Below are 15328 nucleotides of genomic sequence, written 5' to 3'. Positions count from 1 at the left end.
GCCGGCGGGTTTCGGGCGGTCCGCGCGCGGCCTAGGGCAGCGGCCCCGCAGCGTCAACCGCCCGCGAGCAGCCACCCGGATTCGAGGTCGCGCCGCACGCAGGCGATGTTCTGGAAGGCGAAGATCTCCATGAAGCGCGCGTCATAGGCGTCGAACGGGATCGCGCCGTCCGGCAGCAGGCGGAAGATCCGGTAGTCCGGCAGCAGGTCGAAGAAGTCCTTCATGAAGACGCGGGAGACAACGTTCATCTCGTTGAATTCGAACTGGATCACGTCGATGGCGCGGGCGGCTATGAGCCCGGCGGCGCCGCGCAGCACGGCCAGCTCGTGGCCTTCCGTGTCGATCTTGAGCAGGCCGACGTGCCCGATGCCACGTTCGCGCGCGATGGTGTCGAGCTTCGCGATGCGCACCGTCACGGCGGCGGCGGGTCGGCGATGCACGCCCTCGATCACCTCCCGGTAGAGCGAGGCGTGCTGGGAGCCGGTCTCGTCCGCGTAGTCGAACATCTCGATCGCGCCGTCCTGGTCGCCCAGCGCCAGCTGTTCGGCGGTCACGTCCAGGCCGGCCGCACGATCGGCGAGCTGCGCGAAGGCAACCGGGTGGGGTTCGAAACTGTGGATCGCGGCCGCCGCGCCCTCGGCCCGCGCAGTGGCGGCGAACTGGCCTGTGTTGGCGCCCACGTCCAGGATCAGCGCCTCGGGCCAACGCTGCAGGTAGCCGCGCAGGAAGCGCTCTTCGCCGCTGGCCGCGGCGCTCTCCCAGTTCAGCACACCCACGCGCTTCAGCGCGGCGAAGAAGCCCTCGCCCGGGTCGTCGGGCACGACACGCGCTTGGAGCGCCGCGATCTCGGCCGAATGGGCGACGGCGGTCTGCGTGGCCGCTTCGCGCAGCCGGGCGTTTTCCTCGCGGAGGCGCTTCATGCGGCGGAACATGGCAGTCACGACGAACGAAGATGTGATGAGGCGCTTCGGCACCACGCGTTGCTACCCCCAGGCGCGCCGTGCCTCCGGACTCCGGAAACCCTGCTGCCGGCCGGACGTTGTTGCGGTTGCGTCATCTCTGCAAGGGGGCGCGAAAATTTTCTGTGACGCGACGATCGATCCCGGTATTGCACCTCCGTATCGGGCGCCACCGCGCCGTGAAGCGAGTCCATGCCGCCCAGCCAGGATGCCATCCCTGTCGTCTCCGTCGTGACGGTGTGCCGCAACGCCGCCGCGACACTCGACGCGTGCGTCGCCAGCGTGCTGCAACAGACCTGGACGGCGATCGAGTACGTGGTGGTGGACGGTGCGTCGACTGACAGGACCGCGGCAATCCTCGACCGCCACCGCGCCGGCATCGCGGCGCTGGTGAGCGAGCCGGACCGCGGCATCTACGACGCGATGAACAAGGGCCTGGCGCGCGCAACCGGCGAGTTCGTGATCTTCCTCAACGCCGACGACCGCTTTGCCGGGCCGACCGCCGTGGCCGACGCCATGGCGGCCATCGCCCGCGCCCCGCGCGCCGACGTCTATTACGGCTCGCTCGAACTCCGGCACGGCACTGACCGCATGCGGCACGACCCGCCGCCGCCCGAAAAGGCGGCCGAGGAAATGGTGCTCGGCTGCCTGCCGCACCAGGCGACCTTCGCGCGGCGTGCCGTGTTCGACCGCACCGGCCCCTTCGACCTGCGCTGGCGCCGGCATGCCGACTACGACTGGTGGCTGAAGGTGTTGGCCGACCCCTCGCTGCGGCTGGAGCGGATCGATACGCTGGTGGCGTCCTACGCGATGGGGGGCGCTTCGGCCGACCTCCGGAAGGGCCAGCCGGAGGTCTTCGCTATCCAGAACGCGTCTCCGGTGTTCCGGACCCCCGAATGGGATCGCCGGCGCATCGAGATGTATCAGTACGCTCTGCTGTCGCAGCGGATCGAGGAGATCGAGCGCCAGGACGGCCGCGCCCCCTGGACCCAGCCGCATGGCATCGGCTTGGTGCGGTCCTGGCTGGTGCGGCACCTGCCCCGGCCCGCGGTCGGCGCCATCCGCGCCGCGAAGCGTCGCCTGGTGGGCCCGCGGGCCTGAACCCGGCGGTGGCCTTCCGGGCCGGCCCGCCACCTGCTAAAGCCCGGCCCGACGCAGACCGCCCGCGGCCGGCCACGCGTGCCCCTTGCGCGTCGCCGCTCCGCGCAGACCATAAGGAAGCCTATGTCGGATCGTCGCAAGGTTGCCCTCGTCACCGGCATCACCGGCCAGGATGGCTCCTACCTGGCCGAATTGCTGCTGGCGAAGGGCTATGTGGTGCACGGCATCAAGCGCCGGTCGTCATCCTTCAACACGGGCCGCGTCGACCACCTGTACCATGACCGGCACGACCCGGGCGTCGGATTCTACCTGCACTACGGCGACCTGACGGATGCCACCAACCTGATCCGTATCCTGGCCGAGGTGAAGCCGGACGAGATCTACAACCTGGGCGCACAGTCGCACGTGGCCGTGTCGTTCGAGACGCCGGAATACACCGCCAATTCCGACGCCATCGGCACGCTGCGGCTGCTGGAAGCCATGCGCATCCTGGGCATGGACAAGACCGCGCGCTTCTACCAGGCCTCGACCAGCGAGCTGTACGGCAAGGTCCAGGCCGTGCCGCAAGACGAGACCACGCCCTTCTACCCGCGCAGCCCCTACGCCGCCGCCAAGCTCTATGCCTACTGGATCGTGGTGAACTACCGCGAGGCCTATGGCCTGCATGCCTCGAACGGCGTGCTGTTCAACCACGAGAGCCCGCGCCGGGGCGAGACCTTCGTCACCCGCAAGATCACCCGCGCGGTCGCCGCCATCCACTTGGGCCGACAGGACTGCCTGTGGCTCGGCAACCTCGATGCGCAGCGCGACTGGGGCCATGCGCGTGATTTCGTCGAGGGCATGTGGCGCATCCTCCAGCAGGACACGCCGGACGACTACGTGCTCGCGACCGGCGTGACGCACACGGTGCGCCATTTCTGCGACCTGGCCTTTGCCGAGGCGGGCATCGCCCTCGAATGGCGCGGGACGGGTGTCGAGGAGGAGGGCGTCTGCCGCGCCTCCGGCCGCACGCTGGTGCGCGTCGATCCCGAATACTTCCGCCCGACCGAGGTGGACCTGCTGATCGGCAACCCCGCCAAGGCGAAGCGCCAGCTGGGCTGGAGCCACACGGTCGCGCTGCCCGAACTGGTGCGCGAAATGGTCGCCGCCGACATAGCCCTGCTGCGCGACGAGGCCGCCCCGGTGCCCGGCCAGCGCCAGCATGGCTGAGGTCTTCGCGCTGGCCGGCACGCGCATCTATGTGTCGGGCCATCGCGGCATGGTGGGGTCGGCCTGCGTGCGGCGCCTGGAGGCGGCCGGCGCGCAGGTGCTGACCGCCGACCGCGCCACGGTGGACCTGCGCCGCCAGGACCAGGTCGAGGCCTTCATGGCCGCGACCAAGCCCGATGCCGTGGTGGTCGCGGCCGCGCGGGTCGGCGGGATCCTGGCCAATGACAGCTACCCGGCCGAATTCCTCTACGACAACCTGATGATCGAGACGAACCTGATCGAGGCGGCGCATCGGGCCGACGTGAACCGCCTGCTGTTCCTTGGATCGTCGTGCATCTACCCCAAGGAAGCGGCGAACCCGATCACCGAGGATGCGCTGCTGACCGGCCCGCTGGAGCCCACCAACCAGTGGTACGCCATCGCCAAGATCGCCGGCATCAAGCTGTGCCAGGCGTATCGCCGCCAATACGGGCGCGACTACATCTCGGCCATGCCGTGCAACCTGTACGGCCCGGGCGACTACTTCCACCCCGAGCGCAGCCACGTCATTCCCGCCCTGCTGCAGCGATTCCACGCCGCGGCGCGCGCGGGCGACGCGGTGGTCACCTGCTGGGGCTCCGGCACACCGCGGCGCGAATTCATGCATGTGGACGACGTGGCGGATGCCTGCGCCTTCCTGCTCGAACGTTATTCGGGCGAAGGGCACCTCAACATCGGCACGGGCAGCGACATCACCATCGCCGAACTGGCGCAGGCGATCGCGCGCGTGACCGGCTTCGCCGGGGGCATCGACTGGGACCGCAGCAAACCAGACGGCACCATGCTGAAGCGGATGGATGTCTCGCGCATCGGCGCGCTGGGTTGGCAGTCGCGGATCGGCTTCGACCAGGGGCTGGCCGATACCTATCGCTGGTTCCTCGACCAGCCGGCGCTGCGCACCTGACCGCGCGGCGACATGCGCGTCGCCTTCTTTGGCCTCGACTACCATGCACGCACCGGGTCGAGCCGCTTCCTGCTCGACCTCGTGCAGCGCCACGCGACGGTGGATGCCGTCTTCGCCCCGCCGGACGTGGCGGCGCTGCGCCTGGCCGCGGCGGGCTTCGACGAGGCACGCTACGACGCCATCATCGTCTGGCAACTGCACGAGGCCTTCGCGCTGCTGAGCGGGCGGCACCGCAACGTGACCTTCGCGCCCATGCTGGACGCGATGTGGCGCGGCGGCGCCTTCACCTGGCGGCCATCCTTCGATGCCGCGAAGATCCTGTGCTTCTCCTGGGCGCTGCGCGAACAGGTGATGCGCCGCGCGCCGGTGCATGCGCTGGTCCAGTACTATCCCGACCCCGCCGCGCGCCCGGCGGTGCGCGACTTCGACGCGCTGCGCGGCTTCCTGTGGTACCGTCGGCGCGACATCCCGCCCGGGCAGGTCTTCGCGCTGACCGCAGGGGCGCGGTTCGACAGCCTCGCCATCCATGACGCACCCGACCCCGGGCACGAGGCGCCCTTCCCTACCGCTGCGCCCGCCCATGTCGGGCGGCTGCTGCGCAGCACCTGGTCGGCCGACGGCGCGGCCTTCGCCCAGCGCCTGGCCGAGGCCAACGTGTTCTTTGCACCGCGGCCGATGGAAGGGATCGGCATGGCGGTGCTCGAGGCCATGGCGGCGGGCATGTGCGTGGTGGCCCCCGATGCGCCGACCATGAACGAGTATGTGTCGCATGGCCGCAACGGGCTGCTGTATGCGCCCGGCGCGCACGGCCCGTTGGACTTCGCCCGTGCGGCCGAGATCGGCGCAAGGGCGCGCGACGACATCGCCGCGGGCCATGCGCGCTGGAGCGCCGCCGAGCCCGCGCTGGTGGACTTCCTGTTGACGCCCATGGCGCGGCTGGCGCAGCGCAGCGCGCTGCTGCGGGCGGCCCTGCCCGCGCGGGGCCTGGCCGAGGCCGGCATCGCCGTGGCGCGGCCCAACGGGCCTCTCCCGGAGGCGGACTGGCTGCTGGCCCTGCCCGAAGGCGCTGCGCCCGGCGACGCGGCCACCCTGGCGCAGGCGGTGGCGGAGGCCCCCGCCGGTGCCGGCATCATCCGCGGCCACCACCTGCTACGCGGCGCCGACGGGGCCGAGGCGCTGCACCGCACGGCGGAGCCCGCGGCAGCCTGGGCGCGCGTGCTGCGCGGCGATGTCTCGCCCGACGGCCCGGCCGGCTTCGGCGTGCCGGAGGCGACGCTGGTCCGTCCCGACATCCTCGCCCGGCTGGGCGCGGCGCTGCCGCGCGACGTGCCGGCCCTGGCCGACCTGCTGCTGCAGGCGCAGGCGGCAGGGGTCGCGATCCATGACGCCGATGCCGTGCTGGTCCGCGCCGCACCCGCGCCGGCCGGGCGCGCCGCCTGGCTGGCGCTGGCCCGCCGGCGCGCCGGGGCCGAGGCCGAGGCCGAGCAACGGTTGGATGCGGGGTGGGATGCGGCGATCGCCGCAGCGCGGGCACGGGATGCGGCGGCCGCCCCGGCGCGACGTGCGCTGGCGCTGGTCGCGGCACTCGACCGCGCATCCCCGGCGCTGGCGCGGGCGGCGGAACGCCTGCTGGCGGGTGGTGCGATGCGCCGTTTGCGGGCATGGCTGCGCCGATGACCCCGCGGCTGAGCATCGTCACCCCCTGCCTGAACCGCGCTGCCACCATTGGCGCGGCGATCGACAGCGTGCTCGCGCAGGGCCACCCGTCCTTCGAGCACATCATCGTCGATGGCGGGTCGACCGACGGCACCGCCGATGTTCTGGCGCGCTACCCGCACCTGGTCGTGGTGCGCGAAGCCGACCGCAACCTGTACGACGCGATCAACAAGGGCCTCCGGCGCGCGCAGGGCGACCTGGTCGGGCTGCTGAACAGCGACGACCTCTATGCCCCGGGCGCCTTCGCCGCGGCGGAGGCGGCGCTGGCCGACCCCGCGCTCGACCTCGTGATCGGCGCCGCCGAATTCTTCGCCACGGAGCACGGGCGCGAGGTGACGCTGCGCCACCTGTCCGGCGCAGCCGCGGTCGGGCTGACCGAGGCGAATGCGATCGGCGGCGTCACCACCATGAATGCCGCGATCTACCGCCGCGCCCTGTTCGACCGGGTCGGCCTGTTCGACGACCGCTTCCCGCTCGCGGCCGACAAGGATTTCTGGCTGCGGCTGGTGTTGGCCGCGCCGCGCTGCCTGGTGATCCCGCAGACCATCATCCGGTATCGAAGCCATGCCGGGTCGCTGACCTTCGCGGCGGGCGACCTGCGGGACAAATTATCGCGACATCTGCTCGACCTCGCGCGCGCGCGCCTGGCCGAGTGCGCGCCCGGCACGCCGGCGCATGCCGCCTATCGCCGCTGGCATGGCTGGGCGGTCGGCTACCGGGCGGGGCTGCAAGCGCGCCAAGGCGCGGTCGGCGCGGCGGCGACGACCGCGATGGCCGGGCTTGCGGCGGACCCGATCTGGCCGCTGCGCTTCGCAGCACGCCTGCCGGGGCATTGGCGCGACCGCGGCCTGCGCCGGGGCACGGCGTGACGCAATTTTCCACACGGCCGCGCGGAGTCGCAGCCCGCGGCGCGATGGAATATTCATCTAATGATTGCACCATCGCCGCGCTTCCGCGAAAGCGGGACCAACCCCTGTTCTGTCCGGACCCTCCATGACCCTGATGATCACCGGCGGCCTTGGCTTCATCGGATCGGCGGTGGTGCGCCGCCTGCTGTCCACCACGGACGAAGTGGTGGTGAACCTCGACTGCCAGACCTATGCCGCAAGCCCGGACAGCCTGGGCTCCTGGTTCGCGGACCGGCGGCACGTCCACATCAAGGCCGACATCTGCGACGCGGCGGCGGTGCGCGCGGCCTTCGCGCAGCACCGGCCCTCGCGCGTCATGCACCTGGCGGCTGAATCGCATGTCGACCGGTCGATCGACGGGCCGGCGGAATTCATCCGCACCAACGTGGTCGGCACGCAAGTGCTGCTGGAGGCGGCGCGCGAATACTGGGCGTCGCTGGACGGGGCGGCGAAGGACGCGTTCCGCTTCCACCACGTTTCGACCGATGAAGTGTTCGGCTCGCTGGAAAGCCGCGACGACAAGCCCTTCGACGAGGACACGCGCTACGACCCGCGCAGCCCGTATTCGGCGTCCAAGGCGGCATCGGACCATCTGGTGCGCGCCTGGCAGCACACCTACGGCATGCCGAACTTCGTCTCGAACACCACGAACAACTACGGCCCCTGGCAGTTCCCCGAGAAACTGATCCCGCTGGTCACGCTGAACGCGCTCGATGGCAAGCCGCTGCCGGTCTATGGCGACGGTTCGAACATCCGTGACTGGATCCACGTCGAGGACCATGCCGAGGCGCTGTGCCTCGCGCTGTTCCGCGGCATGCCGGGCGCGACCTATTGCCTCGGCCCGCGCCAGGAACGCACGAACCTCGAAGTGGTGCGCGCCATCTGCGCGACGCTCGACCGGCTGCGACCCGACCCGGACGGGCCGCGCGAGCGCCTGATCACCTATGTGCGCGACCGGCCCGGGCATGATTTCCGCTACGCGATGGACCCCTCGGGCGCCGAGGCGGCGCTTGGTTGGCGCGCGAAGCATGATTTCGAAAGCGGGCTCGAGCAGACCATCGCCTGGTACCTGGCGAACGAGGCCTGGTGGCGGCCGATCCGCGAGAAACGATACGCGGGGCAGCGGCTCGGGGGCGTGGCGGCATGAAGGGCATTCTTCTGGCGGGCGGCTCGGGCACGCGCCTGCATCCCATGACCCTGGCGGCCTCGAAGCAGCTGCTGCCGGTGTATGACAAGCCGATGGTGTACTACCCGCTGGGCACGCTGATGCTCGCAGGGGTGCGCGACATCCTGCTGATCTCGACGCCGACCGACCTGCCGAGCTTCCAGCGCCTGCTGGGCGACGGGTCACAGTTCGGCGTCTCGATCGCCTATGCCGAACAGCCGAAGCCCGAGGGCATCGCCCAGGCCTTCCAGATCGGTGCGGACTGGATCGGCGGGCAGCCCTGCGCGCTGGCACTGGGCGACAACATCATCTACGGCCACGGCCTGTCCGAGCAGCTGCAATCCGCCGCCGCGCGCGCGCAGGCCGGCGAATCGACAGTATTCGGCTACCGCGTGGCCGACCCCGAGCGTTACGGCGTGGCGGAATTCGACGCGACGGGCCGTGTGCTGAGCATCGAGGAAAAGCCTGCGAAGCCGAAATCCGACTGGGCGGTGATCGGGCTGTATTTCTACGATGCGCGCGTCACGCAGCTCGCCCGCGACCTGGCGCCCTCGGCGCGCGGGGAGCTCGAGATCACCGACCTCAACAAGGTTTATCTCGGCCTCGATGCGCTGCGCGCCGAACAGATGGGCCGCGGCTGCGCGTGGCTCGATGCCGGCACGCCGGGATCGCTGCTGCAGGCGGCGCTGTTCGTGCAGACCGTGCAGGACCGCCAGGGCCTGCAGGTGGGCTGCCCGGAGGAGATCGCCTTCCGCATGGGCTTCATCGACGCCGCCGGCCTGACCGCGCGCGCGGATGCGCTCGGCAAGACCGCCTATGGCGCCTATCTGCGCGACCTGGCGGCGGGGCGGCACGCATGAAGGTCGAACGCCTGGCGATTCCCGATGTACTGCTGATCGAACCCGTCCGGCACGGCGATGCGCGCGGCTTCTTCAGCGAGGTCTGGTCGCGCCGCGCCTTCGCCGCGCATGGCATCGACCCCGACTTCGTGCAGGACAACCACGCCTATTCGGCCGAACCCTTCGTGCTGCGCGGGCTGCATTTCCAGCGCCCGCCATCCGCGCAGGGCAAGCTGGTGCGCGTGGCGCGCGGCGCGATCCTCGATGTCGCGGTCGATATCCGGCAGGGCTCGCCGACCTACGGCCAGCACGTCGCGGCGGAACTGAGCGCGGCGAACTGGCGGCAGATGTGGGTGCCGCGCGGCTTCGCGCATGGCTACTGCACGCTCGAGCCCGATACCGAGGTGCTGTACAAGACCGACGCGCCCTATGACCGAGCGGCGGATGGCGGCATCGCGTGGGACGACCCCGCCCTCGGCATCGCCTGGCCGGCCGGGACGCCGGTACTGTCGGACAAGGACCGGACCGCGCCGCGCCTGGCGGAGATCGCGCCGCCCTTCCCCGCGGGGTCCTGGTGATGCGCCGGGTGCTGGTCACCGGCCGCGGCGGGAAGCCTGCCATGGAGATCCGAGCGGCGCCGCCGGCTGAACTCCCTGCATGCAGGAAGAAATGACGCCGGCCATGACCCAATCGGCCAAGGATGAAGTCAGTACAGATGTGGCGTCCAATTCGTTCGAGGCCCTGGCGGAGTTGATCCGCAGCGACCCCGCGAATTCAGCGAAATTTCAACGTGCGGTATCTCAAATCTCCAACACGTTCGGCAAAACGGTTGCCGTCGATTGGGCGTGCAAGACACAGCTCGACTCCACCATGCCGCTACCGACAATTCTGGATTTTGTTGCAGACGAAATGGGCGAAGACGCCCCTCGATCATTATTCAAAGACATTTTGAATAACGCATCCAACGGCTTGCTTCTGCCGATAGCACGATTCTGGAGGTTTTTGTGCGAAGGGAACCACGAATATCAGCAGTCTCGCGAAAGAATTTCCTCTGATATTCGTAATTTCGTGCCGATTTATTTCAGATTCGTAATTCCTCCCACGCAGGCGATTAATCTACTCAAGCCCGGCAAGATTGTCGGACAGGATGCCGAGCGAATTCAGATCTCCAGGATGCACGACTATCTGCAGTCCGAACTGAAGCCGGACCCCGAATGGGCACGCGTGATCGCGCAATCCCGGCTGCCGAGCACCGAAGCCAGGCGCCGCGTCGAACAGACCGAGGGTGAATGTGGATGGGTCGACCGCGCCCTGGAACTGGGCCGGCTGTCGATGATGGATCCGCTGAGCGGAGAGGTCCTCAACGCGAGCGACGGCATCATCGCATATGGCCGCTGCCTTTACCGGTTCGATGGCGTGGAGCCGTTCTTCATGGTGACCGGTGGTCCATGGAACGCGCCGCAAGGCCTCTATCTTTCGCGCAGTCGCATCGTTCTGACGTTCGGCGGTGAATGGACAGGACGCCTGCGGGGCAAGGAGCTTGCAAACGTTCTTGCGGCATATCTTCGCGCCCGTGCGGTGCGCGCCGCAGCGCCCATCGGGGAGAGAACAAAGTTTACGCTCTACATGCCCCCGACAAACAATTTCGCGCATCATCACTGGAATTTCCAGACGGGACTTGAACGTGCGATCCGACTCCGTAGGGTCGATGCGCTTGCCGCCGTGAGGTATTCCGGCACGGAGTTCTTTGGGTCCGTGCAGGACCTGTTTCCGGAACTTCACGACGTAAGGATCGAGCGCCCCCGGCGCGAGAATGTCGTGGATCCCGCCGAGACACCGTCTGGCGGGCTGCCACTACCGTCGGCAGGCTTCTACATTCCGCGCAGCCTGACCGATCGCATCGTCAGTTACATGCGCGGACGGCCAAGGCCGCGCATGGACGTGACTGAACCTCGCGACATTCCGCGCCCGGCAGGCGCTCCCCTCCTTTGGCTCGCGCTTCGCGTTCGCGGCCGCGCATGGGTCGAGCAGGAGGCCGGCTTCATCGAGATCATCAATCGCATCGGCGAGGCGCACTCCGACGCCATGTTCCTGCTCGACGGGTTCTCGTTTCCGGTCGGGGAGGATTCAAGCTCACAGGACTGGACGGAAGCCGTCGCGTTACTGCACGGGCTTGCCGAGAGAATCCGCACGGCCAGCCACTACCCTGATCGGGTCCTCAACCTGGTCGGAAACACGATGCGCGAAAGCGTGCTCTGGGCAGCCGAGGTCAGCCTCTATCTCGCGCCCTATGGCACCACGCAGCACAAGGTTGGCTGGTTCAGTTCGGCGCCCGGGCTCGTCTATGCACCTCCGGTGTTTACGGAACGCCAGTTGCTTCAGAGCCCGGGGTTCGCTGCAGCCGAGATCTCGACGCTCCCCCGAATCGTTTTCGGAACGCCCGCGGTCGCAACGGCTTCGGTGGGGCCCGCACGCGTAAGGAAGCCCAGCAATGCAGACGTGTCCCTTGACCCGCAGTTCGTCGCAGAGACCCTGGCTCAGATGCTGGAAGACAGCCTCGCATCCCGCGATCGGCTGCGCGTTGCGCATGTTTGAAATCCAGCCGCCCTTGCCTGCGGGGTCCCGGTGATGCGCCGGGTGCTGGTCACCGGCCGCGGCGGGCAGCTTGCCACCGGCCTGGCCGAAGCCCTGCCCGCCCAGGGCTTCGAGCCCTTCCTGTTCGGCCAGCCCGAATTCGAATTCGAGCAGCCCGCGACCATCGCGGCCGCCTTTGCCGCGGCGCAGCCCGACGCCGTGGTGAACTGCGCCGCCTGGACGGCCGTGGATGCGGCCGAGGACAACGAGGCAGGCGCCTTCGTGGCGAATGCCGTCGGCCCGGCGCTGGTGGCGCGCCACTGCGCCGCGCTCGGCATCCCGCTGGTGCAGGTCTCGACCGACTATGTCTTCGACGGGCGCAAGGGCGCGCCCTATGTCGAGACCGACGCACCGAACCCCCTCGGCGCCTATGGACGGACCAAGCTGGCAGGGGAATGGGCGGCGCTGGCGGAGAACCCGCAGACCATCGTGCTGCGCACCGCCTGGGTGTTCTCGGCGGTGGGGAACAACTTCCTGCGCACCATGCTGCGCGTTGGGGCGGAACGCCCGGTGCTGCGCGTGGTGGCCGACCAGCACGGCAGCCCGACGGCAGCGCCCGACCTGGCGGATGCCATCGCCGCCGTGCTGGCCCGGCTGCGGGGGACCGGCTGGCAGGCCGGCTACCGCGGCGTGTTCCATGCGGTGGCGGGCGGCACCACCACCTGGCATGCCTTCGCCGAGGCGATCTTCGCCGCCGCCGCGCCGCTGGGCGGCCCGCGGCCCGAGGTGCAGGCGATCGGCACCCAGGACTACCCGACCCGCGCGGTGCGGCCGGCGGATGGCCGGCTCGACACCACGCGGCTGGCGCAGACCTTTGGCGTGGCGCTGCCGCGCTGGGAACAGGGGCTCGACCGGGTGGCCAGGGCCGCCTTGGCATCGTGACCGGCTGGCGGGCCTGGCTGGCAGCGCTGCTGGTCGGCTTGCTGCCGGCCTGCGCACGCGCGGACGAGGCACCGGCCTGCCCGCCGGCGCCCGTTGTGCCGATCGCGGCACCGCGCCTCGCTGCCGCCATCGCGGGCGGGGAGGAGGTGCGGATCGTCGCCCTCGGCTCGTCCTCCACTGCCGGGGCGGGGGCGAGCCTCCCGTGGCGGGCCTATCCGGGGCGGCTCGAGGCGCGGCTCCGCGCGGCGCTACCGGGCACTGCCGTGACCGTGATGAACCGCGGTGCCGGCGGGGAGGACGCGGCGCATATGCTGGGCCGGCTGGAACGCGATGCGGTGGCCGAACGCCCGCAACTGGTCATTTGGCAGGTCGGCGCCAACGCCGCGCTACGCAGCATGGACCGCGATTCCTTCCGCAGCTTCCTGCGCCAGGGACTGCTGCGGTTGCGCGTGGCGGGCATCGACGTGGTGCTGATGGACAACCAGCGCGCGCCGCGCATCGCGGCCCGGCCCGGCCACCGGGACTACGACACGATGCTGGCCGAGGCCGCCGCCGGCGTGCCCGGCGTGGTGCTGTTCTCCCGCGGCGCTCTGATGGATGCCTGGGCCGCGAATGGCGTGCCGAACGAGGCATTCTTGATCTCGGACAATCTGCACCACAACGACCGCGGCTATGCCTGCATCGCTGAGGCGATCTCCGCCGCCCTGATGGCCGGCTTGCCCCCCGGAACGCCAGCGCAGCGCCGCTGAGACGGCCGGCGGCCTCGGATGCATCGGCGCGCAAGGGTTGTGCGGCCTCGCCGGCGCACGGCGAGCGGTCGTGCATCGCCGGCAGGGGCAACACTCATCGAGGTGAAGTTTTCGTTAGGGGAAGGAACCGGTCGCGCTGCAATGTCGCACGCCTTGCATTATGTGCATAACCCTTCTGCGGAATGGAAACCTTGGAATCCGTTGGTCATCCGGAGCAAAATAGTGCTTGAGATTTTCATGAAATCGATGCTGACGCATCCGTTACCACCAAGGAATGCTGTGCGATGCTGGAGGGCCTGACGGCCAGGGCAATGGGGGCGCTGCCGCTGTACGCCGTTCGGGCGGACGGGCTGACTGCCTTCCTTGGCGACCTGCCGGCAGCGGTGGCGTCCTTCCTGCGCGCTTCGGGCTTCGCCGCCAAGGCCGGCGACTTCGCGCTGCTGCCCGGTGCCGACGGCCTGGCCGGCGCGGTGGTCGGGCTGGGACAGGAGGATACGCCGTGGGCCTTCGGTACGCTCGCGCGCGGTCTGCCGCCCGGCACCGCCTGGCGCCTGGCTCCCGGGCCGCAGGACCCCGCGCAGGCGACGCTGGGCTGGGCGCTCGGCGCCTATCGCCCGCACCGCCACAAGGCGGCGGGGCCCTCGCCCGCCGTGCTCGAGATCTCGCCTGATGCCGGGCCCGCACTGGTCACCGCGGAAGCGATCTGTGCCGCGCGGGACCTGATCAACGCGCCGGCTGCCGACCTCGGCCCGGCGGAACTTGCCGCCGCCGCCGCCGCGCTCGCCGCGCGCCATGGCGGCAATTGCGAGATCGTGCTGGGCGACAGCCTGGACCAGGGATTTCCCGCGGTCGCCGCGGTCGGGCAGGGGAGCCCCCGCGCGCCGCGCGTGGCGGTGCTGCGCTGGAGCGGTTCGGACTCCGGCCCGCTGATCGCGCTGTGCGGCAAGGGCGTGTGCTTCGATACCGGCGGGCTCGACCTGAAATCCGCCGGCGGCATGCTGCGCATGAAGAAGGACATGGGCGGCGCCGCCGTGGTGCTGGCCGCCGCCGAGATGATCATGCGCACCAACCTGCCGGTGCGCCTGCTGGTCCTGATCGGCGCGGTGGAGAACGCCATCTCCGGCACCGCCATGCGGCCGATGGACGTGCTGCGCACCCGCCGCGGCCTCAAGGTCGAGGTCGGCAACACTGACGCCGAGGGCCGCCTGGTGCTGGCCGACCTGCTGACCTTCGCGGCGGAACAATCCCCCGCCATGATCATCGACTGCGCGACCCTGACGGGGGCCGCGCGCGTCGCCCTCGGCCCGGACCTGCCGGCGCTGTTCTGCAACGACGACGCGCTGGCGGGCCGGCTGCTGGCGGCCGGGCAAGCGGTGGACGACCCGATGTGGCGGCTGCCGCTGCATGACGGCTACGATTCCTGGCTCGACAGCCCCTTCGCCGACCTGTCGAACGTGTCGCAGAAGCCGATGGCCGGGGCGGTCACGGCGGCGCTGTTCCTGCGCCGCTTCGTCCCCGCCGGCGTGCCCTGGGCGCATCTCGACCTATATGCATGGAACGATCGCACCCGTCCGGGACGGCCGGAAGGTGGCGAAGCCCAATGCGCCCGGGCACTCCATGCCTTGGTTGCCGAATGCGCTGAAGCGCAGGCAACGCGGCCAACGACCTGATCTTCAACCCCTCACAGGCCGCACGCGGGCGAACCGACGACGGCGGCCGAGCCGCCCAAGCGTTCCACCAAGGACAGACCAAAATGACCAACCACGGCAACCCGGACCAACAGATCGGCATTCTCCGCGAGACCATCGTCGCCCTCGTGCGCAGCGATGGGCCGGACCTCTCGGCGCGGCAGCTCGCGGTGCTGCTGACCGTCTATCTCGGCGAGGGCCCGCACACCGTGCGCGGCCTGGCGCATGACCTGAACGTGTCCAAGCCGGCGATCACGCGCGCACTGGACCGGCTGGGCGAACTCGACCTCGCGCGCCGCAAGGTGGACCCGGCGGACCGCCGGTCGGTGCTGGTGCAGCGCACCCCCAAGGGCACGACCTTCCTGCGCGACCTGCGCGGCGTGATGACCGAGGCCGTGAAGGCGACCGGCGAGGTGCGCCTGCTGCCGGCCCAGACCGAGCCGACGCTGCGCGCAGTGTAGTGCGGCCGGGGCGGCCCTGGTGCCGCCCCCGCCCGCCTGCATGCCTTTGGTTTCACGCACAGCCGCCACGCCAG

General features: G+C 70.1%; 14 protein-coding genes. 13 read left to right on the top strand and 1 reads right to left on the bottom strand.

All coding sequences use genetic code 11. The features are described 5' to 3' along the window. Window positions 1-53: 53 nt before the first annotated feature. Window positions 54-920, bottom strand: coding sequence for an FkbM family methyltransferase (locus MWM08_RS04130; protein WP_244458208.1), 867 nt, complete (start codon window positions 918-920; stop codon window positions 54-56). Window positions 921-1151: 231 nt separating this feature from the next. Here MWM08_RS04130 and MWM08_RS04125 point away from each other — a divergent pair, with 231 nt between their 5' ends. From MWM08_RS04125 to MWM08_RS04065, 13 genes are all read left to right on the top strand, one after another. Continuing rightward, complete coding sequence (locus tag MWM08_RS04125) at window positions 1152-2060, top strand: glycosyltransferase family 2 protein (RefSeq protein ID WP_244458207.1); 909 nt, start codon at window positions 1152-1154, stop codon at window positions 2058-2060. A 123-nt stretch (window positions 2061-2183) separates the two neighbouring features. Continuing rightward, window positions 2184-3269, top strand: coding sequence for a GDP-mannose 4,6-dehydratase (gene gmd / locus MWM08_RS04120; protein WP_244458206.1), 1086 nt, complete (start codon window positions 2184-2186; stop codon window positions 3267-3269). Next, window positions 3262-4212 carry a GDP-L-fucose synthase gene (gene fcl / locus MWM08_RS04115; protein ID WP_279323230.1) on the top strand — a complete coding sequence of 317 codons (951 nt, stop codon included), beginning with the start codon at window positions 3262-3264 and terminating at the stop codon, window positions 4210-4212. Before gmd ends, fcl begins: the two co-directional genes overlap by 8 nt. A gap of 12 nt (window positions 4213-4224) precedes the next feature. Further along, complete coding sequence (locus MWM08_RS04110) at window positions 4225-5889, top strand: glycosyltransferase (RefSeq protein ID WP_244458205.1); 1665 nt, start codon at window positions 4225-4227, stop codon at window positions 5887-5889. Continuing rightward, entirely contained in the window at window positions 5886-6797 is a 912-nt protein-coding gene (locus tag MWM08_RS04105) for a glycosyltransferase family 2 protein (protein WP_244458204.1), read from the top strand. Before MWM08_RS04110 ends, MWM08_RS04105 begins: the two co-directional genes overlap by 4 nt. Window positions 6798-6921: 124 nt before the next feature. Further along, the gene (rfbB, locus tag MWM08_RS04100; protein ID WP_244458203.1) at window positions 6922-7983 is read left to right on the top strand and encodes a dTDP-glucose 4,6-dehydratase; all 1062 of its coding nucleotides are present in this window, start codon (window positions 6922-6924) and stop codon (window positions 7981-7983) included. Continuing rightward, the gene (gene rfbA, locus MWM08_RS04095; RefSeq protein WP_244458202.1) at window positions 7980-8861 is read left to right on the top strand and encodes a glucose-1-phosphate thymidylyltransferase RfbA; all 882 of its coding nucleotides are present in this window, start codon (window positions 7980-7982) and stop codon (window positions 8859-8861) included. The genes rfbB and rfbA overlap by 4 nt, the downstream gene beginning before the upstream one ends. Beyond that, window positions 8858-9418, top strand: a complete 561-nt coding sequence (rfbC, locus tag MWM08_RS04090; protein WP_244458201.1) for a dTDP-4-dehydrorhamnose 3,5-epimerase — start codon at window positions 8858-8860, stop codon at window positions 9416-9418. The genes rfbA and rfbC overlap by 4 nt, the downstream gene beginning before the upstream one ends. A 103-nt stretch (window positions 9419-9521) precedes the next feature. Further along, complete coding sequence (locus tag MWM08_RS04085) at window positions 9522-11435, top strand: hypothetical protein (RefSeq protein WP_244458200.1); 1914 nt, start codon at window positions 9522-9524, stop codon at window positions 11433-11435. A gap of 33 nt (window positions 11436-11468) precedes the next feature. Beyond that, window positions 11469-12356: a dTDP-4-dehydrorhamnose reductase gene (gene rfbD / locus MWM08_RS04080; protein WP_244458199.1), complete on the top strand. Its 888-nt coding sequence runs from the start codon at window positions 11469-11471 to the stop codon at window positions 12354-12356. Next, entirely contained in the window at window positions 12353-13105 is a 753-nt protein-coding gene (locus MWM08_RS04075) for an SGNH/GDSL hydrolase family protein (protein WP_244458198.1), read from the top strand. The genes rfbD and MWM08_RS04075 overlap by 4 nt, the downstream gene beginning before the upstream one ends. A gap of 284 nt (window positions 13106-13389) precedes the next feature. Continuing rightward, window positions 13390-14775, top strand: coding sequence for a leucyl aminopeptidase family protein (locus tag MWM08_RS04070; RefSeq protein WP_244458197.1), 1386 nt, complete (start codon window positions 13390-13392; stop codon window positions 14773-14775). Between the two features lie 83 nt (window positions 14776-14858). Beyond that, window positions 14859-15254 (top strand): MarR family winged helix-turn-helix transcriptional regulator, encoded by a 396-nt coding sequence (locus tag MWM08_RS04065; protein WP_244458196.1) that lies wholly within the window; start codon window positions 14859-14861, stop codon window positions 15252-15254. Window positions 15255-15328: the final 74 nt, after the last annotated feature.

It is taken from the genome of Roseomonas fluvialis (genome assembly GCF_022846615.1).
Lineage (GTDB): Bacteria > Pseudomonadota > Alphaproteobacteria > Acetobacterales > Acetobacteraceae > Neoroseomonas > Neoroseomonas fluvialis.
This window is presented reverse-complemented; position numbering and strand designations above follow the sequence as displayed.